This is a genomic window from Massilia soli, from assembly GCF_016809835.1.
In the GTDB taxonomy this organism is placed as follows: domain Bacteria; phylum Pseudomonadota; class Gammaproteobacteria; order Burkholderiales; family Burkholderiaceae_D; genus Telluria_A; species Telluria_A soli.
Genome location: NZ_JAFBIL020000009.1, coordinates 131817 through 155600 on the forward strand (window position 1 = coordinate 131817; position 23784 = coordinate 155600).

Below are 23784 nucleotides of genomic sequence, written 5' to 3' on the forward strand. Positions count from 1 at the left end.
TACGTGTTCAATGTCTGGTTACAACGGCCTAGTGACCGCGATGGTTGACCGGCTTTACAACCTGCAACACTTTCTCGCCTGGTTTTGCCGCCATTGCCTGCTTGTCCGGCGCGCTGACAGGCTCCGGAATGGCTGTATTGCCATCTTTCCACTCGTAGGCAACGGTCCCGGCCGGGTGCTTGTACCAGCCCGGGTCTTTGTAGTCGTCGCGCGCCAGACCTTTGCGCACCTTCATGACGGTGAACATGCCGCCCATGCCGATGCCGCCGAATGGCCCGGTGCCTGTCATCATCGGCAAGGTATTGTCCGGAAGCGGCATTTCCATGTCGGCCATGTCGGCCATGCCCTTGTCGCCCATGATCATGTAGTCCGGCACCAGCTTGTTGATCTTTTCGAGCACGTCGCGCTGCTCGACGCCGATCAGCGTCGGCACATCGTGACCCATGGCATTCATTGTGTGGTGCGACTTGTGGCAGTGGAACGCCCAGTCGCCCGGCGCATCGGCGACGAACTCGATCGCGCGCATCTGGCCAACCGCGATATCCGTGGTCACCTCGGGCCAGCGTGACGCCGGCGGCGTCCAGCCGCCATCGGTGCCGGTCACGGTGAATTCGTGGCCGTGCATGTGGATCGGGTGATTGGTCATGGTCAGGTTGCCGACCCGGATGCGGACCTTGTCGTTGAGGCCGATCACCATCGGGTCGATGCCCGGAAAAGCGCGGCTGTTGAAGGTCCACAAGTTAAAGTCGAGCATGGTGTTGACCTTGGGCGTAAAGCTGCCCGGGTCGATGTCGTAGGCGTTGAGCAGGAAGCAGAAATCGCGGTCGACCCGCTGGAATGCCGGATTTTTCGGGTGCGTGACCCAGAAGCCCATCATGCCCATCGCCATTTGCGTCATTTCATCGGCATGCGGGTGGTACATGAAGGTGCCTGGCCGGCGCGCCACGAATTCGTAGACGAAGGTTTTATCGACGGGGATGGCCGGCTGGTTCAGGCCGCTGACGCCATCCATGCCGTTCGGCAGCCGCTGGCCATGCCAGTGGATGCTGGTGTGCTCGGGCAACTTGTTGGTGACGAAGATGCGCACGCGGTCGCCCTCGACCACTTCGATGGTCGGGCCCGGGGACTGGCCGTTGTAGCCCCACAGGTTGGCCTTCATGCCCGGCGCGATTTCGCGCACGACCGGCTCGGCCACCAGGTGGAACTCCTTGACGCCGTCCTTCATGCGCCACGGCAGCGTCCAGCCGTTCAGCGTGACCACCGGGTTGTACGGGCGGCCATTGGGCGGCATCAGCGGCGCCTGGGTCGCCGCGCTGTCCATGACGACCGCCTCTGGCAGCGACGCCGCGCCAACCCGGCTGACCACGGCGGTGGTGACCGCGGCGGCGCCGGCGTTGCGGAAGAAATCCCTACGTGAAACCATGATGAGTGTTCTCCAGCTTAATGTTGTGGCGCAGCGGCTGCCGCCGGCGCATTGCTGGCTCGGGCGGCCGGGCGCGCGCCGCCAGCGCCGGTCATTGCCGCGTGCAGCGCCGAATCGGCCACCCAGTAATCGCGCTGCGCTTCGATCGCGGCGTTGACGCTCATGATCTGGTCGCGGGCGTCCGCCAGCAATTCAAACACGCCGATCAGCATGCCGTTGTAGCGCAGCAGCTGCTCATCGGAGATGCGCTTTTTCAGCGGCACGATCTCGTCGCGGTAGTGGCGCGCCAAATCGTAGGCGGTGCGGTAGGCCAGGTAGGACTCGCGCACCTCGGAACGCGCATCCACAGCCGAGGCGGCCGCGCGGTGCACCGCCTGCATGTACAGCTGCTCGGCTTTCGACACGCGCGCCGTGCCCCAGTCGAACAGCGGGATCTGGAATTCGATCTCCCAGCCTTTCTCGCGTTCGCCGTCGGGCGTGGTGTTATGCAAATACGACAGGTCCAGCAGGTTGACGAAGCGGGTCGCGCGCGTCAGGCCAAGCGACGCGGCAAGCCCGGCCAGCTCCTTCTGCGCCATCAGCATGTCGAGGCGGTTGGCCATGGCCTGCGCTTCGGCATTCTGGATGTCGCGCGGCGCAGCCGGCAGGTCGGGCAGGCGGTCGGGCAGCTGGAACTGGGTGTTGTTGCCCCACAGTCCTATCAGGCGGGTCAGGCGTTCCCTTTCGGCCACTTTTGCCTGGCGCGCACGCGCCAGCTGCGCCACGGTGTCGGCGTAGAAGGCCTGCTCGCGCGCCTGCTGCAACTTGCTCCAGTTGCCGGCGGCAGCCATGCGCCGCGCCAGCTCGGCGCTGGCATCCGCCGAGTCCTTGACCTGCTCCATGTAGGCCGCGCTCTGCTGCGCCGCGACCGCGCTGTAGAACGCGCGCCGGGTGTCGTCGGCCACGCGCAGCAGTTCGCCGGCGGCGCGCATCTGGGCCTGCTCGAAGCGGCGCCGCTCCAGCGGCAGCGCGATCGGCATCGTCAGCAAACCCATGATCGGCAAGGTCAGGGTGCGCTCCAGCTCGATACCTTCGTGGCCCTTGATGCGGCCAAAGCTGAACACCGGGTTGGCGATGCGGCCAGCCTGCACCAGGTCGGCTTCGGCCACGCCCAGTTCGGCGTACGACGCCTGCAGGCCGCGGTTGTTGCTCAAGGCAAGCTGGACTGCGCTGTCGACTGTCAGGGGCTTTGCCAGCAGTTCGGCCAGCTGGCGTTCGGCCGCCGCGCCGGCAACCGGACGCGCGGGGACCGGCTGGGCACTGCGCGCCTGGGCCAGGGCTTGCACATCGCTATAACCGCCGTCGGCCGACAGCGAAGCGCAGCCGGACAGCAGCAGGGCGAGCGCGGAGGGAATCAAAACACGCATGCTCATTCCTTGTGTTGGTGACCCTGATGCGGGTCCTTGTTCTTGGGCTCCGGGGCCGGCGCTGGCGCCGGCTTGGCGTGATGGCCATGCTTCATCGCGCCCATGTCATGCCCGGCATGTTCATCGTGGGGCTGGGCGACGCGCGCGTTACTGTCTTTCCACGCAACCGGGACCAGCTCCTTGTCGCCGCGATAGCCGGCAAACGCCGATTCATAGGCTAGCGGCGCTGCCGCCGCGGTGGCCTTCATCGGCGCCAGTTCAGGGCTGTCCTGGGCGCCTGCGGAAACCGGGGCGGCGCCGGCCATCAGGGCCAGCAAGGCAAAACGTCGTGGGATAGTCATATCATTCTCTCGTCAATCCACATGCCGCATGCATCGCACGGGTGTGGGGAACCGAATCGACAGGCGCGGCGAGATTGTCGCCAGCCACCGCGTTCAGGCGACGGAGTGAGGCGGGCGCTCAAGTGCGCCATAGATACAGGCGGTGTCGTGCGCGGCGATGTAGGGAATGCGCTCGGTGCTGTGGGAATTGACCTGAGGCAGAAGCGGCAACGCTGCAACGATCGCCGCACCAACCGAACACTTGGCGCACGTGCTGCACTTGACCATGCCGCCGGCGCTGTCGTCGCCCGCGACCGCGGCGGCGTGATGCTCGCATCCCTCGGGCATCGGCGGAGATGCGTGCGCGGCTGGCGCCGAAGCGGCTGCCGCAGGGGCGCCCATCTCGCACATCGACATCGACACCGCGGCGAATCCCTGAAGCGGGAGCGCGAGCAGCAAGAGCCAGGCGAGAATGGACTTCAGCGTTTTCATGGTGGCGCAGTTTAGCACGACTCGACTTGGCCGAGTATTGCACAGGAGCAGCAAGACCGGCCGGCAAACGCCGCGTGCCTTAGGTAAAATTCCGCTTGACATTACAATGATGGGAAGGTCGATCATGATCTCATGCTTCACATGGAGAGCGCGATGAATACAACCACCCTGAAAGAAATCGACATCCCGATCGAGGGCATGAGCTGCATGTCGTGCGCCGGCCGGGTCGAGCGTGCACTCGCCGCGTTGCCGGGCGTGCGCTCGGTGTCGGTCAACCTGGCCAGCGAATCGGCCCGGCTCAGCGCCGAGCCGGGCCTGAGCACCGCGCAGGTGGCCGACGCGGTCATGGGCGCCGGTTACCAGGTGCCCAGCGCCGATGCCACACTGACGATCAGTGGCATGACCTGCGCTTCCTGCGCGGGCCGGGTTGAAAAAGCGCTGGCGGGCGTGCCCGGCGTGCTGGAAGCGCGGGTCAACCTGGCGACCGAGCGCGCGCTGGTCCGCACGGCTGGCAATGTCGAGACCGCAGCATTGGTGCAGGCGGTGGAACGCGCCGGCTACCAGGCCGCGCCAGCGACGGCCGCGGCGCCTGGCGGGGCTGCCGCGCCGGACCTCGTTGCGCGCGACGCCTGGCAGATTGGCATCGCTGTCGCACTGACGCTGCCGCTGGTGCTGCCGATGCTCGCCGACGTGCTTGGCATGGGCCACCTGATGCTGCCAGCCTGGGTCCAGTGGCTGCTGGCGACGCCGGTGCAGTTCTGGATCGGTGCGCGCTTCTACCGCGCGGCCTGGAAAGCGCTGCTGGCACGCACCGGCAATATGGACTTGCTGGTGGCGCTGGGCACCTCGGCGGCGTATGGCCTGAGCGTGTTCGAGTGGCTCGGCGGCGGCGGGCACCTGTACTTTGAAGCGGCGGCGGTGGTGATCACCTTGGTTCGACTCGGCAAATGGCTGGAAGCGCGCGCCAAGCGCCAGACCACCGAGGCGATCCGCGCGCTGCAGGCGTTGCGGCCGGCTACCGCGCGGGTGCGCAAGGGCGGCGCCGAGCGCGAAGTCGAGATCGGCGCGCTGCGCATCGGCGATGAAGTGGTGATCCGGCCAGGTGAGCGCATGCCGATGGACGGCGTCATTATCGAAGGCGCCACCCATGCCGACGAGTCGATGCTGACCGGCGAGAGCATGCCGGTCACGAAAGGCAGCGGCGACAAGGTGATCGGCGGCGCGGTCAATGGCGAAGGCCTGGTTGTCGCCCGGGCCACGGCGCTCGGCGCCGAGTCGACGCTGGCGCGCATCATCCGCGCGGTCGAGGATGCGCAAGCCGCCAAGGCGCCGGTGCAGCGGCTGGTGGACAAGGTCAGCGCGGTCTTCGTGCCGGCCGTGATCGTGGTCGCACTGGCCGCGTTCCTCGGCTGGTGGCTGTACAACGGCGACTGGAGCGCGGCGCTGCTGAACGCGGTCGCGGTGCTGGTGATCGCCTGCCCGTGCGCGCTTGGCCTGGCGACACCGACCGCGATCATGGCCGGCACCGGCGTCGCGGCGCGGCGCGGCATCCTGATCAAGGACGCCGAGGCGCTCGAGCTGCTGCATGGCGTCGATGTCGTCGCGTTCGACAAAACCGGCACGCTCACCGAAGGCAAGCCGCGTTTGACGGCGCATATCGCGGCCAATGGCGACCACGGCGAGCTGCTCGCGCTGTCGGCCGCGGTACAGCAGGGCAGCGAACACCCGCTGGCCCGCGCGGTTGGCGCTGCCGCCGCCGGACTGGCGACGGCGCCTGCCGCCGATGTGCAGGCGGTGCCGGGCTACGGCGTCAGCGCCACCGTCGGCGGCGCCAGCTACGCGCTGGGCAATGCCCGCCTGCTCGAGCGTTTCGCCGTCTCGACTGGCGCGCTGGCCGACGCCGCGCGGCGCCATGAAGACGCCGGCGAGACGGTATCGTGGCTGGCGCAAACCGCGCCGCAGCCAAAATTGATCGGCATGCTGGCCTTTGGCGACGCGCTCAAGGCGGAAAGCGCGCAGGCGGTGCAGGCGCTGAAAGCGGCGGGCATCCGCACCGTGATGCTGACCGGGGACAACCAGGGCAGCGCCAGCCATGTCGCAGCGCAGCTTGGCATCGACGAAGTCCATGCGCAGGTGCTCCCGGAAGGCAAGGCCGGCATTGTCGCGCAGCTGAAGGCGCAGGGCGGGCGGGTGGCGATGGTCGGAGATGGCATCAACGATGCGCCGGCGCTGGCGGCGGCGGACATCGGGATCGCGATGGGCGGCGGCACCGATGTGGCGATGCACACGGCCGGGGTCACGCTGATGCGCGGCGACCCGCGCCTGCTGGCCGACGCCATCGATATCTCGCGACGCACCTACGCGAAGATTCGCCAGAACCTGTTCTGGGCCTTCATCTTCAACGCCGTTGGCGTTCCGCTGGCCGCGTTCGGCCTGCTCAACCCGATGATCGCGGGTGCGGCGATGGCATTTTCGAGCGTGACGGTGGTTAGCAACGCGCTGCTGCTGCGGCGCTGGAAGGGGGCGGCATGAATATTGGCGAAGCGGCCAAAGCCTCCGGGGTATCGGCCAAGATGATCCGCCACTACGAGGCGATCGGGCTCACTGGCGAAGCCAGGCGCGCCGAATCGGGCTACCGCGTGTATTCGCTGCGCGAGGTGCAGATGCTGCAGTTTATCCACCGCGGGCGTGAGCTGGGCTTCTCGCTGGAGCGGATCCGCGCGCTGCTGGCGCTATGGCAGGACAGGCAGCGCGCCAGCCAGGATGTGCGGGCGCTGGCCCAGGAGCATATCGCAGAGCTGGACCGCAAGATCGCCGAGATGCAGGCGATGCGGCGCACGCTCGAAACGCTGGCCAGCGCCTGCCACGGCGACGACCGGCCCGATTGCCCGATCCTCGACGACCTCGCCGCTGCGCGCGGGCTGTCGCCGGCGGCGACCACCGGCGGTTCTGGCTAAGGCTTTGCCTTTGTGATCCGTTCATCCGGCAAGTCGAACATTTCGCTGGCCACGCGGGCGATGTCGTTGACACCCGAGCCGGCATCCATGTGCGCGGTCAGCCAGCGGGCCTGGCCGCCCTTGGCCATCAGCTCGCGGATCACCTCGCATGCGGTGGCGAACCCGGGGTCGAGCGACACGGCGGACAAGCGCTGAAGATCGTTTTCGACCACCTGGGAGACCGGCAGGCGCGCGCCGTCTTCCGGATCGATCCAGATCGCGCCGACGCCATCCTTGGCGGCGTTGAAGCGATTCCACGCATACAGCTCGCGGCTGCTGTCCGACGGCCATGTGCCCGGCCGGCCATGCGCCTCGATGCACAGTTCGCGCGCATAGCTTGCCATCGCGGCCGCGTAGGCGGGGCGCAGCGGCGTGTCGAGCACGCGCAGCTCGACCGTGCCGTATTCCGGCTTGGGACGCACATCCCAGTAAAAGTCCTTGATCGAGCCGACGATGCCGTGGCCCGCGAGACGGTCGAAGTACTCTTCGAAACCATCCCAGCTGCGGATCTCGGCCGGCATCGTGCCGCTCATCGGAAACGCCCCGACCACATTGCTGCGCGCGCTGCAAAAGCCCGAGTCCTCGCCCTGCCAGCACGGCGAGTTGGCCGACAGCGCGATAAACAGCGGCGCGCGCTGGGTCAGCCAGGCGGCGATGCGGATCGCTTCGTCGCCATCCGGCACGCCGATGTGCACGTGCATGCCGAACACGGTAAACAGCTTGGCCAGGTAGCCGAACTTCTTGGCCGACGCCCGGTAGCGCTCCTTCGGATAGATGCGCTGTTCGGCCCATTTCTGGAACGGGTGCGCGCCGCCGCCCGAAATGGCCGCGCCCACCTGGAAGGCTGCGCTGCGCACGGCCTCGCGGATTTCCTCCACCTGGGTCGCGGCCTGGTCGTAGCCATCGAGGATCGAGGTCGCCACTTCCAGCATCGAGGTCGTGATCTCGGGAGTCGCGACCCATTCCTTCTTGCGCTTGTCGAGAATGCGCAGGATGTCCGGCGCGGCCGGCAGCAGGTCGTAGGTCAGGCGATCGAGCACCATCAGCTCAAGCTCGATTCCCATCGATCCCATGCGCGAGTTGGCGAACGGCGGCAGGAAAGCCGGGCCGGTACCGGAGACCGCGCGTGCCTGGGCCTCTTCGAGCGAGATGAATTGTTCGGCCTTGTCGGTCATTTAGACTTTCTCCTCGTGGGTTTCGCCAGCGATCTTCAGTCCCCACCAGGTGAGGGCAGGGGCGATCAGGACATTCAGTGCCAGCAGCGACGCGATCACCTGCGCGCCCGTGGGCCCGAGGCCGGTGTAGATGCCAAGCGAGTTATCGACCATCAGCGTGCCGAAGCTCACCAGCGAGCACATCGACACCGCCATCGCATTCTTCTTGCGCGAACTCCACGCGGTGCTGCCGACGAACGCGAGGCGGGTGACCAGGATGCGCAGGGCGAACACCAGCAGCGCGATCCCCAGCACCGCGGGGTTCATCAACTGCTGTACTTCGACCAGCGCCGCCGACATCATGAACAGCAGCGCGTAGCCGATGTCCTGGCCGGTCTTGAGTTCGGCCTGGAAGACATTGTCGCGCTTCTCGGCGTTGCGCAGCATCAGGCCCATCAGCAGCAAGGACAGCAGCGCGCTGGAGGCGGTCACCGAACACAGTCCGAGGTCCATCAGCAGCGCGGCGAGCAGCATGCCCGGCCGCTGGCGTGCCGGCGCGCGGGTGACGCGGGTGGCAAGCGCGTACAGGCCGTAGCAGACGCCGGCGATCAGGGCGCCCAGCGCCAGCTTGGTCAGTTGCCCGCCAAGCTCGGCGCCGAAGCCGTTCGACACCGGGTCCTGCATCTTGATCCAGGCCAGCGCCGGGCCAAGTGCGAGCAGCGCGATCACATTGCCGATGCCGACCATGTTGGCGCCGGCAAAGGTGGCCACGCCGCTGGCGTTGGAGTCCGCCGCCATCGATGCGAAGATGATCGGGCTCGCCGCGATCAGCACCACCGAGATGAAGGCGGCGTCGCCGCCGGGCAGGCCGAAGGCCAGCAGGCAAATGAAGCTGACGGTCCCGCGCAGCACGCTCGCGAGCACCAGGCTCAGCCCTTCGCGGCCGCTGCGCCACAGCCATTGCAGGTCCATCTTGCGGCCGACTTCAAACAGCACCAGCGCGGTGGCGGCGTTGAACAGTTCCTGGAACTGCGACAGCAGCGGCGCATCGACCAGCCCGAGTCCACTGACGCCGACCAGCAGGCCGGCGATGACGGCGCCGTACAGTTTGGGGAGGCCGCGCGAGGCCAGCCCGAGGCCAAGCAGCTGCGCCAGCAGCAGGCCGGCGCCGATGATCGCCAGCGGCGAGAACAGCCACGGCGCGATCGCGAAGATCTTATCGCTCATAGTCTGCACTCCAGATGTCGGCAACGCCGGTCATTTCATGTTCGATGGCGCGCAGCGCGCCGCTGCTGGCCGCCAGCCCGGATGGCGTGTCGTAGCGAGCCGGCAGCGGCGTACTGAACTGCGCGCGCACCGGCGGATCGTCCGATTTCTGCGGGATCCACAGCTGCCCGGTGACGCTGGTGCGTTCGGTCCAGATGGCGGCGTATTTCGCGCCCGAGCGCGGCGCCGAGGCCGGCGCGTCGAGCAGCCGGAACGGCATCAGGAAGGTGGCCCCGGGGTGGCGCCGCGCCAGCTGGATCTGCATGGCGGCGCGCTGCTCGAGGCGCGCATCCTCGCGCGCATGCGGCAGCGGCAGCGGCGCGCTCGACGCCGTCATCGGCGTCATGCGCAGGCACCGGCCGTCGCTGTTCCAGCGCCAGCTGTCGCCGGCAATCTCGCCGGCCCGGCCGTTGAGGTTTTTCTCCCACGCGTTGCGCAGCGGGGTCGCCGGGCTGGGCGCGCCGACGCGCCCCTTGGCGGCGGCTTGCGCGATCAGTGTCCAGCGGCCTTGCTGCCACCTGCGGGTGGCGGCGCGCGGCGAGGGCGACCAGGTCCATTCGGTGGCGGTCCAGACGCCAGGTTCGCGCATTTCGACGATGGCGAGGCGCTTGATGTCGCCGTCGCCGGCGCCGCTGACAAAGTGCGACTTCCAGGCGCTGTGCCAGGCCGCCCCGGGCGCTGCAGGGGCAACGCCAATGCGCGGACGCTGCCATGCCAGCCAGTTGGCAGGCGGCGCGACGCAGGCGTCCGCGACGGCGCTGGCGTGCCAGCGGCGCATCTGCAGGCGGCCCTGCCATACGCATTGGGCCGGCGCTTCCTTCCACCCGGCCGGGCCGGCCACGGTGTCGCTATCGGGCGCGCAGGCGCGCGGACGATGCTGGGCCAGCTTGGCGAAATCGACCGCGTCGGCTTGCGGCTTCTTGCGCGCCTTGGCAGGCGCGGCAAGGGACGGCAGCGCCAGCGCCATGGTTGCGGCGATCAGGACTGCCTGGGCGGTGGCAAATGCCCGGCGTGACATGGGGAGGCTGGTCGCCATCAAGGGTTCTCCGGTGGTTTTCGGAACACAAAAGCGTCGGCAAACTGGCGCGCTTTGCTGTTCGTCGTCGAATGGATCAGGTTGCTAACCCCGATCAGGTTGCGCGAGTAAATATCCGCCAGCGCGTCGATCATTGAACGCATGTGTTCGGTCTGGGGAGCATAGCAGAATCTGCGTTCCTCACCGGCACCAACGGTGGCGACGCCGGCGGCATACAGCTGGTCAAGCAGGGTTTGGGCAGCTTTTTCATTCAGGTAGAGGCGGCGGGCCACCTGTTCGGCATCCCACGCCAGCAGGGGGTCGGCGCGCAGCAGCAAGATCGCTTCGAGGTAGGGGACGGAGGGGATAGCGAGCACGACAAAACGCTGCATTTCTTCACTGATGTGGGGCGGCCCGGTCACGCTCATCGATACCGCGCCGGCGTGCTCGGGCGGCGCGTTCGCGCTCGCCGCGCGCACGCCTTGCCTGGAGGACCAACCGAATAGTGAAAGAAAATCATCGCCGCATTATACATTTGGACAAATGTGATTGCCACCAATATGTGTTTCGGGCACAATGTGCCCGTGGGCAATTTAGCGATTCCAATTGCTACAACTCTGCGATGAGGTGTGTTACCGGGCCTCGTGCCCCCGGCCTTGCCGGGGGCTTTTTTTTGCGCGCGGACGGCGCGGTTGGCAGCAGGGGGCATTGGTACAATCGGCGTACCGGGCGCCGCCCCCAGTCCTGAGATTCGCCATGGAAATCGCACTCCTGTTCGGCCTCATTCTTCTCAACGGCGTCTTCGCCATGTCGGAAATTGCGCTGGTCACCGCGCGCAAGGGACGGCTGGCGCGCCAGGCCAATGCGGGCGACGCCAGCGCCAGGGTGGCCATCGCGCTGGGAGAAGAACCGACCAAGTTCTTGTCGACCGTGCAGATCGGCATCACCTCGATCGGCATCCTGAACGGCGTCGTCGGCGAGGCGACGCTGGCCGCTCCCATGGCCGAATGGCTGCAGTCGTTCGGCATGCCGCAGGCCGCGTCCGCCTTCAGCGCGAGCGCGCTGGTGGTGATGGCAATTACTTATTTCACGATCGTCCTGGGCGAACTGGTGCCCAAGCGGCTGGGACAGATCAGCCCGGAAGCGCTGGCGCGCGCGGTGGCGCGGCCGATGCAATTGCTGGCCGTGCTGGCCAAGCCGTTCGTCGTCCTGCTGTCCTGCTCTACCGGGCTGATCCTTCGGCTGATGGGCGTGCGCGACTCGGGCGAGCGCCAGATGACCGAGGATGACCTGAACATGGCGCTGGAGGAGGGGTCGGAAGCCGGCGTCATCGAGCAGGAAGAGCATCGCATGGTGCGCAACCTGTTCCGGCTGGACGACCGGCAGATCGCGTCCTTCATGGTGCCGCGCGGCGAAGTGGTCTGGCTGGACGCCGGCGACGACCTCGACACGAACCTGGCGCGGCTGGAAGCGAGCCCGCATTCGCGCTTTCCGGTGCTGCGCGGCGGCTGGGACAATATCCTGGGCGTTGCCAGCGCGCGCCAGATGCTGGCGCAGGTGCTGCGCAGTCCGCAGCCGGACCTGGTGGCCAACCTTCAGGAGCCGGTCTACGTGCCCGCCTCGCTGACCGGCATGGAGTTGCTGGAGAACTTCAAGAGCTCCGGCATGCAGCTGGCCTTCATCGTCGACGAATACGGCCAGGTGCAGGGCATCGTGACGCTGCAGGATGTGTTCGAATCGATCACCGGCGAGTTCCATACCGGCCGCGCCGAGGACGCCTGGTCGGTGCGGCGCGACGACGGCTCATTCCTGCTGGACGGCCTGATCCCGATCCCCGAGCTCAAGGATTGCCTCGGCCTGAGCCAATTGCCGGAGGAGAGCCGGGGACGCTACAACACGCTCAGCGGGATGCTGTTGCTGCTTCTCGGCGACATCCCGAGCACTGGCGAGAGCTGCTGCTGGGGTGGCTGGAAATTCGAAATAGTCGATCTCGACGGCTTGCGGATCGACAAGGTGCTGGCCTCGCCGATGGCGGCGGAACCGGCGCCGGGCTAGCCGGGGTGGCTAAGGCTCGGCCAGCGGCACCTTGGCGCCGGCCGGATCGCCCTGCAGCAGCGCGATCACGCTGGCGAGATCGGTCTCCAGGCGGTTCAGGGTGGCCAGGTCGAGCCCTGCGAGCGCGCCAGGCAGGACGCCGGCAAACGGCGCCGGCGCACTATCGAGCAGCGCCGCGCCCGCGGGCAGCAGCGACAGCAGCACGATCCGGCGGTCGCGGCCGCTACGGACGGCCATCACCAGGCCCTTGTCCAGCAGGCTTTTGACCAGATTGCTGGCGGTCGACTGGTGCACATCGAGCGCGCGCGCCAGGTCGTTGACGCCGATCCCGGGCGTGGCGCGGATTTCGCTCAGCGCCCACAACTGCGCGCCGCCGATGCCGGTGTCGCGCTCAACCTGGCGGAAATGGGCTTTGACGGTATTGAATACGATGCGGAACTGACGCAGCACGCGTACCGAAGCGTCGTCGTCCAATGAAGGGGCTGGCACGCCGCTTACGGCGTCGTCGCAGGTGGGATCGGGGGCAATGCTTGTCATGTCAAAATCATAGCCCAAAACGCCGCCCGCGAGAATCAGTCATTGCAGTGGCCGCTCCGCGCGCAACAATACCGCAGCGAGCCGGTCGGCGCTGGCGTATGCCGCGCTGGCCAGTTCCGAGCCAAAAATGTCGGGATCGATCTCTTCGTAGGCCCAGCCGAAGCCGGCGCGGTCGAGACGCGCGCCGGCTTCGCGCCGGAACGGGTCGGCGCCATCGACGATCGCCACGCCGGTATAGAGCAGCAACGCGCCGCCCGGCGCCAGCCGCTCGATGGCTGCGTCGACAATGGCCAGCGACAAGCCGGCCCCGAGCTCGCCGCCGCCATGGCGGTAGGTGCGCTGGTCGGGATCCTGGACATACGGCGGGTTGGAGATGATCAGGTCGAACGCGCCGTCCACCCCGGCCAGCAGATTGCTGTTCACGGCGACGACCTTGCCTTCGCCGGCCAGCCGGGCGTTGATGCGGGTGAGCCGCAATGCGCGTTCGTTGATGTCTGCACCGACCACTTCCGCGCCGGGAAAGCGGCGCGCCACCGTCAGCGCGCCGGGGCCGCCGCCGCAGCCGATGTCGACCGCCCGCCTGACCTCGTTGCCCGGGACGGCAAGGCAAGCCTCGAGGGCGCGCACGAAGCGGTAAGTGTCCGGGCCGAAAAACACGGCGTCGTCGTCCGAGGTCGGGAATGCCGAGTGGAAGAACAGCAGGTCGCCGATGGTGGACGCGCGCAGCGTGCAGCGCCAGCCGTCCTCGTGCGGTTCAAGGATGCCGGCAGCGCGCATCAACTGCACGGTGGCGTGGTCCAGCGCGCCATCCCGGAACGGACGGCTCCAACCCAATACATCGGTGATGCCGCGGGCCCAGTCATTGCCGGGACGGGCATTTACGCGGCGGTGGCTGGCCTGGGTAATCGTGGTGAAGCGGTAGCCGCCGGCCATCAGTGCGCGGCCAAGGGCCAGCAAGGCGTCGTCGCGCGGTTGGTCGCTCATTGGTCAGCTCTCTCTCATCATGGTGCTTGATTATCGTGGCTAGCTCGACCGTGGAACATCGGTACGCATGCTGGAACGGTGTAAGAGGGCGACTACGCGGCCGCTGCGCACGGCCTTACTCCTCAGCCTGTACCGCACTGACCCGGGCAAATTTCAGGTTCTCGAACACCTTGATGCGGTCGCGCAGGGGCCACCAATCGTACAAGAAGATCTGCACCGGGCGCCACATGGCGACCCAGCCGATGATGGTCAGGCTCTCCTGCGCAATCTTTGCCGGATGGCCAGGAACCAGGCTGACGATGGTTTCGCCCAGTAACAGGCAGGTCGCGACAAAAACCAGGCCGATCGTCAAGCTGGTACGGCCCAGCTGGAGCAGTTGCCGCAACTCGCCGCGCAGCAGCCCGATCTTGTAGGCGTAATAGTTGTGGACCGCTTCGCCGACCAGTTCGCCGGCCGCCGCCGCAGGCGTGGACAAGCGCCCCACATGGATGCGCAGGTGCAGGTGGCTGTCATGCGGAAGGCCCAGCGCCCAGTTTTCGATGAAGGCTTCACAGGCGCGATCGAGGTCCTTGTTCAGGAAGGGCGTCGGATCCAGCGAGTTGAACAACTGCGGCAGCTCTTGCACGCGCAGGTCGAGGCAATGGGTGGGATGCTGGCTGATATGCATGTCTGGTCCTGGTTATGCTGGAGCGGCGGGTACCGCCTGCCTCAGTTTGCGCGCATCGCCCGCATCAGCTTGTTATCCCGCTGGTAAATGTCTTCGGCGAACAAGGTGCGGCCTTGCCGGTCGGTGGCGGCAGTGGCGTAGAACAGGACCACGGGAATGCTTTCGCTCAAACGGACCGTGCGCACCGGACCGGGCGCCATGGCGGCGGCGATCGCCGGCCCTTGCCACTGCGGCTGGTCGGCAAGCACGAAGGCCGCCAGCGCCTCCGGACGCTCGACCCGGATGCAGCCGTGGCTCAGGTCACGCCGCGCCTTGCCGAACAGTTCCTTCGCCGACGTCGAGTGGAGGTAGATATTCATCGGGTTGGGCATGGCGAATTTCACCGCGCCAAGCACATTGTGCGCGCCCGGCGTCTGGCGCACCCGCACCGTGCCGGCGCGCAGTTCGGCCAAGGCAGCGTGGGCTGGCATGCGCTGCACTTTACCGTCCGGCGACACCAGTTCCATGCGTTGCTGTTTGAGATAGCCGCTGTTGCGCGCCAGCCTGGGGACGATCTCGCCCAGCGCGATACTGCGCGGCACATTCCAGTAAGGATTGAATTCCAGGTAGCGCATTTGCCCGATGAACAGCGGGGTCGGGGTGCGGGCGGCGTTGCCGACGATGACACGCATCTCGAGCGGCTCGGCGCTGCTGTCCGCCGTCGTGTCGAACGCCCACAGGCGGTACGCTGCCACGTTGACCACGATGACGCGGCCCGGCCTGAGCGGCGGTATCCAGCGCAGGCGCTCGAGCGTGAGTTCAAGCTGGCGCACCCGATGGCTGAGCGGCACGGCCAAGGCGGCGAGCGTTTGCGGCCCCGGCTTGCCCGTTTCGGCCAGGCCGTGACGCGACTGAAACGCGCGGATTGCCCGAGCCAGTTGCGGGCTGTACTGGTCCGGGTCGGCCACGCTGGCCTGCGGTTCCAGATCCCCCAGCAGGATGAGCCGTTGGCGTACCAGCCGCAACCCGGGAGCCGCTTTCCCGAGCCGCAGCTCGGCGCCAGGCCGCAGCTGCGCCGGCGCGCGCCATGCAGGCGCGGCGGCGGCCAGGTCGCGGTACTGTTGCAGGCTTGCCTGGACGCGCCGGTACAGCGGAATCGGCGGCGCGGCCGCGTCGATGGCCAGCTCCAGCGGCTGCTGCTGCTGAAGCGCCGCGCGCAGGTAGTCGGCCGGATCGAAGGGCAGCGGGCCCGGTTCCTGCGGAGGCAGCGCGATATCGGGCTGGGTCCGGCCATAACGCAGGTGCGTCAGAAACGCGAGCATGGCTGTGCTGAGCGCCCTGTCGAAGCCGTCGGCGCCGGCGCCGTGCTGGTCGCCGAAGCGCGTCTCCAGCCCAGCGATGTCGTAGTCATCCGGATCCAGGCCGTGCGTCGGTGCGGCGCGCAACGCCGACAGCGCCTGCCGTGCCTGGTCATCGTTCCACAGGCGGCGCGGCTGGCCGTCGCCGTACAGTCGCTGCAGCAGGCTATGGGTATCCAGTCCTGCCATCGCGCGCGCGCTGGCAAGATCGGCAGCCAGCGCCTGGAATGGCGCCAGTGCGGCGAGTGCGACAACGAGCCCGATGGCGAGCATGCCTTGCCGCAGCGCGGCGGCCAGTATAACGATCATTGCGAGATTCTTTCTAGCGTTACAGGGATGGGGTGCTGCAACGGCCCATGCTATGAGCCACGGCCCCAAAAAAGCTTGATCCACATCAAAACGGGCGGAAATCGCCGGGGATAGCGGTCGGTCAGTGAAGCAGTTTCCACGTGGCCGCTGTCATCGCCCGCCCGATTAAGTTGCGTTGCGACGTCAGGCCGTGATCAAGGGCGCGCGAATCAGCCACCCTACACTTGGGACTCGGGCGCCAGCGCGACATGCGGCGTGTTTCGACCGTTGCGGCAGGGGGGCGATGCATGGCTTCAGACAAACCTGTTGTACTGATCACCGGATCCGAAGGGCGGCTCGGCAGCGCGATCGCGGCCGCCCTCGGCCACGCCTGCACAGTTGTCGGCCTGGAGCGCGAATGCCACGGCGACAACTGCATCAGCGCCGACATCACGTCCGAAGAGGCGATCGGCGCCGCGCTGGCCAACTTGCGCGAGCGCTACGGCGGCCGGCTCGCCTCGGTCATCCACCTGGCCGCGTTCTACGACTTCTCGGGCGAACCGAATCCCCTGTACCAATCGGTTAACGTGCAAGGCACCCGGCACCTGCTGCGGGCGTTGCAGGCGTTCGATGTCGGCCAATTCATCTACGCCAGCACCATGCTGGTCCACGCGCCCGGCGCGCCCGGCCAGCCGACCCGGGAAGACGCCCCGCTGGCGCCGGCCTGGCCATACCCGGAATCGAAGCTGGCGGCGGAACGGATCGTTGCGCTGGAGCGCGGCAAGATCCCCGCGCTGATCCTGCGCCTGGCCGGCGTATACACCGACGATTGCGAAGTGCCTTCGCTGGCGAACCAGATCCAGCGCATCTTCGAGCGCCAGATGCTGAGCCGGGTCTTTCCCGGCGACGCTTCACACGGGCAGGCCTTCGTGCATATCGACGACGTCGCCGAGGCGTTCCGGCTGGCGGTCGAGCGGCGCGGCCAGTTGCCGCCTGAATCGACGGTGCTGGTAGGGGAAGCGGTCACCGAAAGCTACGAGGCACTGCAGAACCTGATCGCGTGGCTGCTGCACCACGAACAGTGGGAAACGCGCCAGATTCCAAAAACCGTCGCCGCGGCCGGCGCCTGGCTGGAAAGCAAGGCCGAAGCCGTGGTGCCGGATGCGATCGACCGCGGGGTCGAACCGTTCATCCGGCCATTCATGGTCCAGCTGGCCGACGACCATTATGAGCTCGACATCACCCGCGCCCAGTCGCTGCTCGGATGGCGGCCGCGGCACAGCCTGCGGCGCGGCCTGCAAACCATGGTGGCGCGGCTGCGCGCCGATCCCGCCGGCTGGTACAAGCGCAACAAGATACCGCTGCCGCTGTGGCTCGAGGCGGCCGACGAAGCAGGCCACTCCGGCGCCCGGCTGCTCGACGAATATCACCGCGTCGACCGGCGCGAGCACCAGGCTACGCTGTGGTGCCATTTCGCCAACATCGCACTTGGCCTGTGGCTGCTGGCCAGTCCGTTCGCCCTCGGTTTGGCGCAGCAGTGGATGGAAGCGGGCGCCTTGGCGGCGCCGAACGCGCGCGGCTTGCTCTACTCGGCGACCTGGATGACGCTCAGCGAGATCATCACCGGGGCGCTTGTCGTCGTGTTCGGCACCTTGTCACTGTCGCGCGACGCCGGCTGGGCGCGCTGGGCCACCGCGGCGCTCGGGCTATGGCTGCTGTATGCACCTATCGTCCTGTGGACGCCCAGCGCCGCCGCCTATGCCAGCGACACCCTGGGCGGGTCATTGCTGATCATCTTCGCGGTCGCGCTGCCGTCAGCGCCCGGGATCAGCCCGGCGGCCAGGGTCAGCGGGCCCGACGCGCCGCCCGGCTGGGACTACAGCCCGTCGGGCTGGACCAACCGCCTGCCGATCATCGCGCTGGCCTTCGTCGGCTTGTTCATTTCGCGCTACCTGGCTGCCTACCAGCTGGGCCACATCGAGGCGGCGTGGGATCCGTTCTTTGGCGAAGGCACCGAACGCATCATCACCTCATCGGTGTCCGAGGCCTGGCCTGTGTCCGATGCCGGCCTCGGCGCCACCGTGTACGCGCTCGAGATTGTCACCGGCGTCATCGGCGACAAGCGCCGCTGGCGCACCATGCCCTGGCTGGTACTGCTGTTCGGCATCCTGATCGTGCCGCTTGGCGCGGTCAGCGTGTTCTTCATCATCATCCAGCCCGTGGTTATCGGCGCCTGGTGCACCTTGTGCCTGGTGGGGGCGCTGGCGATGCTGCTGCAGATTCCTTACTCGTTCGACGAGATACTGGCGACGCTGCAGTTCCTGAAGGCGCGCCGCCTGCAAGGCCAGCCGTGGTGGTACGTGCTGCTGCGCGGTGACACGATGGAGGGCGGCAACGCCGACTACTCCGACAACTTCGCCGCACCGGCCAGGGCGATCTTGCGCGAGATGCTGCTGACCGGCGTCAGCGTGCCATGGACGCTGGCGCTAAGCACGCTGATGGGCGTTATGCTGATGTTCACACGGGTGCTGTTCGGCGCCGGCGGGCAGGCCGCCGACAACGACCACATCATCGGATCGCTGGTGATCACGTTCAGCATCATGGCGTGGGGCGAAATGGCGCGGCCGCTGCGCTTTGCCAATATCGGCTTCGGCCTCTGGCTGATGCTGGCGCCGTGGCTGCTTGACGGCTATGGCAGTGCCGGCAGCGTCGCTTCCGTCGTTGGCGGGTTTGCCCTGGTGCTGCTGTCGTATCCTGCGGGAAAAATCAGCATGCATTACGGCGCCTGGGACCGGATCGCCCGCCTGACGCCGCGCCTGGCGCAGCGGTCGCGCCAGGCCCATGGTTAGCCGCTAACGCATCCGGAACAGCAACAGCATGCCGCCGCCATAGACCAGCAGGATGAGCAGCGAATCGATGCCGAAGCGGGCGATGGTGCGGTTGTTGCGCTCCACCAGCCCGACCAGGTAAATGGTCGACATCAGGATACACAGCAGCACGGCGAACAGCGAAAACGTGCCGGCCTGGCCGAGCACCGGCGGCCCGCTGTAAATGGCGTCGACCAAAAAAATCAGCAGGAGGTTGAACATGCTCGTGCCCATGATGTCGCCGATGGCCATCTCGTAGCGGCGCAAGCGCATGGCGGCGATGACCGTGCTCAACTCAGGCAATGAGGTCGCCAGGGCCAGCAGTGCGGCGCCGACGAAGTTGGCGCCGAGGCCGGTCTGTTCGGCCAGCGCGTCGGCGGTGGCGCTGAGCACGAAACCGGCAACGAAGATACCGGCGCCGGCCACCGCGATGCCCAAGGCCACGCTGCGCAGGGCGACGCCGCTGGCGCCGCTGGCCTCCGGTTGCTCGCTGTCGGCCGCGCCGGCGTCGCCGGGAACAGCGCGCGGCTGCCATGCCGGCGTTGCGCGCGAGGCGGAAATCACCCAGACCGACACAATGTAGGCCAGCGGAAGCGCCCACGCCCACCAGCCGACCGGGCCGAGCGGGGAGTCGCCGGCGACGATGGCCATGGCGACGATAACCAGCATGAAGATGCTGAACCCGCACTGCAGCAGCAGGCTTGGGCTGGCCGCGATGACGGTCAGGGCTTGCCTGCCAATGAAGCCGTCGGTGGCGGCGAGGATCGCCTTCTGCATGGCGATGCCGCCCACCAGGTTGTTGACGGCCAGCGCAGGCAATCCGGACCAGGCGGCGGACACGCCGACGGCGATCTCAGGCAGGGAGGTGATTCCCCCCAACAGTACCAATCCGATCATCCCGCCGCCGATCCCTGTCGCGCGCGCCAGCTGGTCGGCATAGTCGACCACGCGGGTGCCGGCAAGCCATACGGCGCCGGCGGCGCAAGCGAAGACCAGCAGGTTGACGTGGAGCGGATAGCTGGCGAAGTCGAGCGCTTGCACGGTGGTCACTTGCCAGGCTGGTCCGGCTGTGGCGGCCAGCCTTCGCGCTGGCGCAACCGGTTGCCGTCGGCCGGTTCGGTCTGGTCATGCAACAGCACTTGATGCGTGGGATAGGGCAGGTCGATGCCATTGCGTGTCAGCTCGGCTTTCACCGCGCACAGCACCTCGTCGCGGATATCGAGCGCGTCGGCGCGGCGCGGCGGCTTGATCCACCAGCGGATCCGTATCGTCACGCCGTTGGCGGCGTAACCGAGCACCAGCGCGTCCGGCGCCGGCGCAGGCTCGATGCCCGGCAGGCGGGCGAGCACGCCAAGCATCGCCTCCTTGGCAACGGCGATGTCGTCGCCATTGCCAATTGTCACATCGTACTCGAGGCGCCGGCTGGGAAAGGCCGTGTTGACAATAAACGATCCCTTGAACAGTTCGGCGTTTGGAATCACGACCAGGCGCCCGTCGTAGGTGCGGATCATGGTGGCGCGCGTCTCGATTTTTTCGACCGTGCCCTCGAAGGCGCCGAAAATGATCTGGTCGCCGATGCGGAACGGCTCATTAATCAGGATCAGTATCCCGGCGAGGAAGTTTTCAAAGATGTCCTTGAACGCGAAGCCGATCGCGATGCCGGTGATGCCCAGCGCGCTGATCAGGTTCGCCGGGGTGAAGGAAGGAAAGGCGATCGTGATAGCCAGCAGCAAGCCAAGCAGGATAATGCCCCACTGGGCCATGCGCCCGAGGACAATCACCAGGTTGTGCTGAAAGCGCCGCGCATTGAGGTGCTGGACCGCCGTGCGGGTCCAGCGCGCCAGCACCAGGAACACTACGAACACGGCAATGGCGATGCCCAGCCCCGGGAGGAGGCGCAAGGCCTCGTTGCCGAGTTGTTCGAAACGCTCGTACGCGACCGTAAGTTGAGAACTCATCATCTGGGGGGGCTGGGAAGGTGCGGCCTGAAGGAAGTCGATAGTGAGGACGATATGATGGAAGCGCATTCCGGTGTCGCCCCGTTCAATTAGCTCGCGCAGCAAAGCTTACTATCGGGCAAGCTCGCGCCACGGCGCACGGGCGGCGGCGATAATGACGCCATCACACTGCCACCGCCGGAAAGGGAGCGTGGTCCGCCCCATGCCCAACACGGAGAGGTCAATGCAGGTTTTCGGCAAGTCTACGGTTAGCGGCAGCTTGTTCGTACTGATCAAGCGATCGCTGCAGGCCTATATGCGGCACGACATGCCGGTGCACGCCGCGGCGCTGTCGTTCCGGATGCTGTTCTCGATGTTCCCGTTCGTGATTTTCCTGCTCGCCCTGCTGGGCTTTTTCCGGCTGCCGGCATTTTTTGGCTGGCTCAGGGAGCAGGCCGGGCCATTCCTGCCGCAGCAGGCGCTACATCAGGTCGATGCCATCCTGGTCGAGCTGCAGGTGCCCCAGAAAGGCTTGCTGTCGTTCGGCGCGGTGGTCGCCCTGTGGCTGGCGTCGGGGGCGATGCGTTCGTTGATGAAAGCGCTCAATGTGGCGTATGCGGCCAAGGAGTCGCGGCCGGCGTGGAAGCGCTACCCGCTGTCGATCCTGTTTACCGTCGGCATCGCGCTGATGCTGACCGTTGCAGCCATCCTGATGCATTTCGGGCCGCAGGCGATGCGCTGGCTGGCCGGCCAGATCGGGCTGGAGGCATCCTTCGTGACGCTGTGGGCATGGCTGCGCTGGCCCGTCGCGCTCATGCTGTCGAGCCTGTCCGTGGCAATCGCCTACCATTTCGCGCCCAACGTCGCCCATCCGTTCCGGCTGGTGTCGGCTGGATCGCTGCTGTCGGTGCTGGTCTGGAGCGTGGCCTCGCTCGGGTTCAGCTTTTACGTCCAGAATTTTGCCAACTACGATGTGATGTTCGGCAGTATCGGCGCGGTCATCGTGCTGCTGGCCTACATCCATATCTCGATGTCGGTATTGCTGTTTGGCGCCGAGGTCAACGCGGCGATCGAACAAGCTGATTCATCCGCAGGCGGTTCGCTCCGGGCAGGCTCCGGGGCAGGGCATTCGCCGGCGTCCACGGCCGCGCGAGCGGGCTGGAACTGACAACACCAGGAGCGCCGATGTTATTCGACAGTTGGGACAGTATCGGACGCATGGTCGTCTTCGGCATCGCAGCGTATGCCGGCGCCATCGCCATGCTCAGGATCAGCGGCAGCCGCACCCTGTCGAAGATGAATGCCTTCGACCTGGTAGTGACGATCGCGTTCGGGTCGACGCTGTCGGCGATCCTGATCGACGGTAGCCTGAGCCTGGCAACCGGCATTGGCGCCCTGGCCCTGCTGATCGTGCTGCAGTTCGTGGTCGCCGCGCTGGCTGTGCGATCGGGCCGCTTCCGCAACTGGATCACCACCCAGCCGGTACTGCTGGCATGGGGCGGCCACGTGCTGGACGACGCCATGCGCCAGCAACGCGTGGCAATCGAAGACATCGAGGCGGCGTTACGCCAGCGCGGCTTCGCCCGGCTCGACCAGGTGATGGCTGTGGTGCTTGAAGCCGACGGCAGCTTGTCGGTCGTCGAGAGCGCCGGTACCGATGGCGCCGCCAGACTGAGCGGGATGCAAGTGCCGCCGCAGTAAGCGGGCGCCGCGGCACCGCGCCCTAGTCGCGCGCGGCGGTGTCGGGACGGTCGACCAGGCGCACCGGCCAGGTCACGTTGACGCGCTTGCCGGTTACGCCATCGCGCACCCGCGCGGTGCGCACTTGCTGCTGGCCTTCCGTATCGGCGGTTATGCGGTAGGTGCCGGCCTTCGGCACATCGACCAGCATGATTGGGCCGCCGCAGTTTGCCGTCAGCAGTTTATCTTTGCCGTGCGCGATTTCGACGCCGATGTCGGCCAGGTAGGCGCCATTGCTCGCTGCAAAGGTGATCATCAGGTCATATTCGCGCGACAGCGCCTTCATGCGCTCGGCCTCCGTCATGCCGATTCCGCCGCACACGTACTTGACGCCGTTCTCGGTCTTTGGCTCGGGCAGGGGGCGGCCAGCCGCGGCGCCCGGGTCCTGCGCGGCGACTGGGATGACCAGTGCCGCGCAGGACGCGGCGAGAACAAGGGAAGCGATGGTCTTCATCTCGAACTCCTGTGTGTTGGCGCCGACCGATCGGCGCGACACAGGTAGGACAAGCGGCGCGGCGCCATGTTCCCTTCGGCGCAGCCAGGTCAATTCCCGTAATACAGAGGATTGCGCGCCACGTGCACGGTCACGCCGCCGGCCACGGTGCCCGTGGGCGCCAGCTTGTCCAGGGCGATTTGCTGCGCGCCTGGCCAGGCGCTGAAGTGCCAGCTGAATTCCTTGCCGTCGACGGCGAACCTGACGGTCTCGCCGTCGGTGACGTTGACGTACTTCGTGGCTGGCTTGACGGTAAAGGCGCGTGCCGCCGCGCTGTTGGCAACCGGGGCGCCAAAGTCGCCGGCGGCGCCGGTCGGGCCGGCGGCGCTGGCGCCGAATGCGATGGCGGCGGAGGCGATCAGGAGGGAGGCGCGGTTCAGGTTCAGCATGATAGATCCTTTAGTTAATGACGTTAAGCGGGCACGTCTGTGCTCCGATGTCGTCATTAAACCGTGGGCGTGTATCAGGCCAATGTCGCGAAACTGCCGCCTGGGTATTGCAGTGTGTACCGGCCGCGCCCGTACACACTCGGATACAAAACGAGCTCAGGTGTAGAGATTGCCGGGGAATTGGTGGGCCAGCTAGCGCAGCATCCGGTCCGTGTCGCGCACGCTGCCGGCTGCGTCGAGGATGTTGCCTTTGACGTCGCCAATGCCGCGGCCCACCCTGATCTGGTCGAGGATCTGCTCGATTCTGCGCGCGCCGTCGCTGCCCAGCGGATCGGCCACGATCTTCGCAAACGTATCGAGCGAATGGCCGCCCCGGCGGTCTTTCTAGAGCGAGCGGTAGCGTGCCTGCGCCTGCGCG

General features: G+C 66.9%; 23 protein-coding genes. 6 read left to right on the forward strand and 17 right to left on the reverse strand.

Annotated elements, in window-relative coordinates; genetic code table 11:
• Positions 1-28: 28 nt before the first annotated feature.
• The 4 genes from I4X03_RS21005 to I4X03_RS21020 all read right to left on the reverse strand — a co-directional run bounded on the left by I4X03_RS21005 (position 29) and on the right by I4X03_RS21020 (position 3641).
• Positions 29-1423, reverse strand: a complete 1395-nt coding sequence (locus I4X03_RS21005) for a multicopper oxidase family protein (protein ID WP_223470333.1) — start codon at positions 1421-1423, stop codon at positions 29-31.
• Positions 1424-1440: 17 nt separating this feature from the next.
• Positions 1441-2829 carry a TolC family protein gene (locus I4X03_RS21010; protein ID WP_223470336.1) on the reverse strand — a complete coding sequence of 463 codons (1389 nt, stop codon included), beginning with the start codon at positions 2827-2829 and terminating at the stop codon, positions 1441-1443.
• A 2-nt stretch (positions 2830-2831) separates the two neighbouring features.
• A complete protein-coding gene (locus tag I4X03_RS21015) occupies positions 2832-3170 on the reverse strand; it encodes a hypothetical protein (protein ID WP_223470345.1) in 339 nt (112 codons plus the stop codon).
• Positions 3171-3263: 93 nt separating this feature from the next.
• Positions 3264-3641: a hypothetical protein gene (locus tag I4X03_RS21020; RefSeq protein ID WP_223470348.1), complete on the reverse strand. Its 378-nt coding sequence runs from the start codon at positions 3639-3641 to the stop codon at positions 3264-3266.
• 153 nt (positions 3642-3794) lie between these two features.
• Between I4X03_RS21020 and I4X03_RS21025 the strand changes: the two genes are divergently transcribed.
• Both I4X03_RS21025 and cueR read left to right on the forward strand, forming a co-directional pair.
• Positions 3795-6173: a heavy metal translocating P-type ATPase gene (locus I4X03_RS21025; protein WP_223470350.1), complete on the forward strand. Its 2379-nt coding sequence runs from the start codon at positions 3795-3797 to the stop codon at positions 6171-6173.
• Positions 6170-6598: a Cu(I)-responsive transcriptional regulator gene (gene cueR / locus I4X03_RS21030; protein ID WP_223470360.1), complete on the forward strand. Its 429-nt coding sequence runs from the start codon at positions 6170-6172 to the stop codon at positions 6596-6598. The genes I4X03_RS21025 and cueR overlap by 4 nt, the downstream gene beginning before the upstream one ends.
• On the opposite strand, the gene I4X03_RS21035 is transcribed toward cueR, so the two are convergent.
• Genes I4X03_RS21035 through I4X03_RS21050 form a run of 4 tightly spaced genes read right to left on the reverse strand, consistent with a single transcriptional unit; the run spans position 6595 to position 10551 of the window.
• Positions 6595-7812: a YbdK family carboxylate-amine ligase gene (locus tag I4X03_RS21035; RefSeq protein WP_223470363.1), complete on the reverse strand. Its 1218-nt coding sequence runs from the start codon at positions 7810-7812 to the stop codon at positions 6595-6597. The two genes, cueR and I4X03_RS21035, sit on opposite strands and share 4 nt — an antisense overlap.
• Positions 7813-9018 carry a cation:proton antiporter domain-containing protein gene (locus I4X03_RS21040; RefSeq protein WP_223470365.1) on the reverse strand — a complete coding sequence of 402 codons (1206 nt, stop codon included), beginning with the start codon at positions 9016-9018 and terminating at the stop codon, positions 7813-7815.
• Positions 9008-10093: a hypothetical protein gene (locus I4X03_RS21045; RefSeq protein WP_223470367.1), complete on the reverse strand. Its 1086-nt coding sequence runs from the start codon at positions 10091-10093 to the stop codon at positions 9008-9010. Before I4X03_RS21045 ends, I4X03_RS21040 begins: the two co-directional genes overlap by 11 nt.
• Positions 10093-10551, reverse strand: coding sequence for a hypothetical protein (locus tag I4X03_RS21050; protein WP_223470369.1), 459 nt, complete (start codon positions 10549-10551; stop codon positions 10093-10095). Before I4X03_RS21050 ends, I4X03_RS21045 begins: the two co-directional genes overlap by 1 nt.
• Before the next feature lie 277 nt (positions 10552-10828).
• On the opposite strand from I4X03_RS21050, the gene I4X03_RS21055 reads away from it, so the two are divergent.
• A complete protein-coding gene (locus I4X03_RS21055) occupies positions 10829-12127 on the forward strand; it encodes a hemolysin family protein (RefSeq protein WP_223470371.1) in 1299 nt (432 codons plus the stop codon).
• 9 nt (positions 12128-12136) lie between these two features.
• Here the strand turns inward: I4X03_RS21055 and I4X03_RS21060 are convergent, their stop codons facing one another.
• The 4 genes from I4X03_RS21060 to I4X03_RS21075 form a co-directional block, all read right to left on the reverse strand.
• Positions 12137-12664 carry a MarR family winged helix-turn-helix transcriptional regulator gene (locus tag I4X03_RS21060; protein ID WP_223470373.1) on the reverse strand — a complete coding sequence of 176 codons (528 nt, stop codon included), beginning with the start codon at positions 12662-12664 and terminating at the stop codon, positions 12137-12139.
• Between the two features lie 39 nt (positions 12665-12703).
• Complete coding sequence (locus I4X03_RS21065) at positions 12704-13648, reverse strand: methyltransferase (RefSeq protein WP_223470375.1); 945 nt, start codon at positions 13646-13648, stop codon at positions 12704-12706.
• 115 nt (positions 13649-13763) lie between these two features.
• Positions 13764-14315 carry a hypothetical protein gene (locus I4X03_RS21070; protein WP_223470377.1) on the reverse strand — a complete coding sequence of 184 codons (552 nt, stop codon included), beginning with the start codon at positions 14313-14315 and terminating at the stop codon, positions 13764-13766.
• 41 nt (positions 14316-14356) lie between these two features.
• Positions 14357-15961, reverse strand: a complete 1605-nt coding sequence (locus tag I4X03_RS21075; protein WP_223470379.1) for a L,D-transpeptidase family protein — start codon at positions 15959-15961, stop codon at positions 14357-14359.
• Positions 15962-16248: 287 nt separating this feature from the next.
• On the opposite strand from I4X03_RS21075, the gene I4X03_RS21080 reads away from it, so the two are divergent.
• On the forward strand, positions 16249-18789 hold the full coding sequence (locus I4X03_RS21080; RefSeq protein WP_223470381.1) for an NAD-dependent epimerase/dehydratase family protein: 2541 nt from the start codon (positions 16249-16251) through the stop codon (positions 18787-18789).
• A 3-nt stretch (positions 18790-18792) separates the two neighbouring features.
• Here I4X03_RS21080 and I4X03_RS21085 read toward each other — a convergent pair whose 3' ends face one another.
• Complete coding sequence (locus tag I4X03_RS21085; RefSeq protein WP_223470383.1) at positions 18793-19857, reverse strand: sodium:calcium antiporter; 1065 nt, start codon at positions 19855-19857, stop codon at positions 18793-18795.
• Positions 19854-20768, reverse strand: a complete 915-nt coding sequence (locus I4X03_RS21090; RefSeq protein WP_223470385.1) for a mechanosensitive ion channel family protein — start codon at positions 20766-20768, stop codon at positions 19854-19856. Before I4X03_RS21090 ends, I4X03_RS21085 begins: the two co-directional genes overlap by 4 nt.
• A gap of 220 nt (positions 20769-20988) precedes the next feature.
• On the opposite strand from I4X03_RS21090, the gene I4X03_RS21095 reads away from it, so the two are divergent.
• A complete protein-coding gene (locus tag I4X03_RS21095) occupies positions 20989-21912 on the forward strand; it encodes a YihY/virulence factor BrkB family protein (protein ID WP_223470387.1) in 924 nt (307 codons plus the stop codon).
• 17 nt (positions 21913-21929) lie between these two features.
• Entirely contained in the window at positions 21930-22445 is a 516-nt protein-coding gene (locus I4X03_RS21100; protein WP_223470389.1) for a DUF421 domain-containing protein, read from the forward strand.
• A 22-nt stretch (positions 22446-22467) separates the two neighbouring features.
• On the opposite strand, the gene I4X03_RS21105 is transcribed toward I4X03_RS21100, so the two are convergent.
• The 3 genes from I4X03_RS21105 to I4X03_RS21115 all read right to left on the reverse strand — a co-directional run bounded on the left by I4X03_RS21105 (position 22468) and on the right by I4X03_RS21115 (position 23705).
• A complete protein-coding gene (locus I4X03_RS21105) occupies positions 22468-22938 on the reverse strand; it encodes a hypothetical protein (protein WP_223470391.1) in 471 nt (156 codons plus the stop codon).
• An 89-nt stretch (positions 22939-23027) separates the two neighbouring features.
• Positions 23028-23366 (reverse strand): CzcE family metal-binding protein, encoded by a 339-nt coding sequence (locus tag I4X03_RS21110; protein WP_223470400.1) that lies wholly within the window; start codon positions 23364-23366, stop codon positions 23028-23030.
• 192 nt (positions 23367-23558) lie between these two features.
• The gene (locus tag I4X03_RS21115; RefSeq protein ID WP_223470403.1) at positions 23559-23705 is read right to left on the reverse strand and encodes a hypothetical protein; all 147 of its coding nucleotides are present in this window, start codon (positions 23703-23705) and stop codon (positions 23559-23561) included.
• Between the last annotated feature and the right edge of the window lie 79 nt (positions 23706-23784).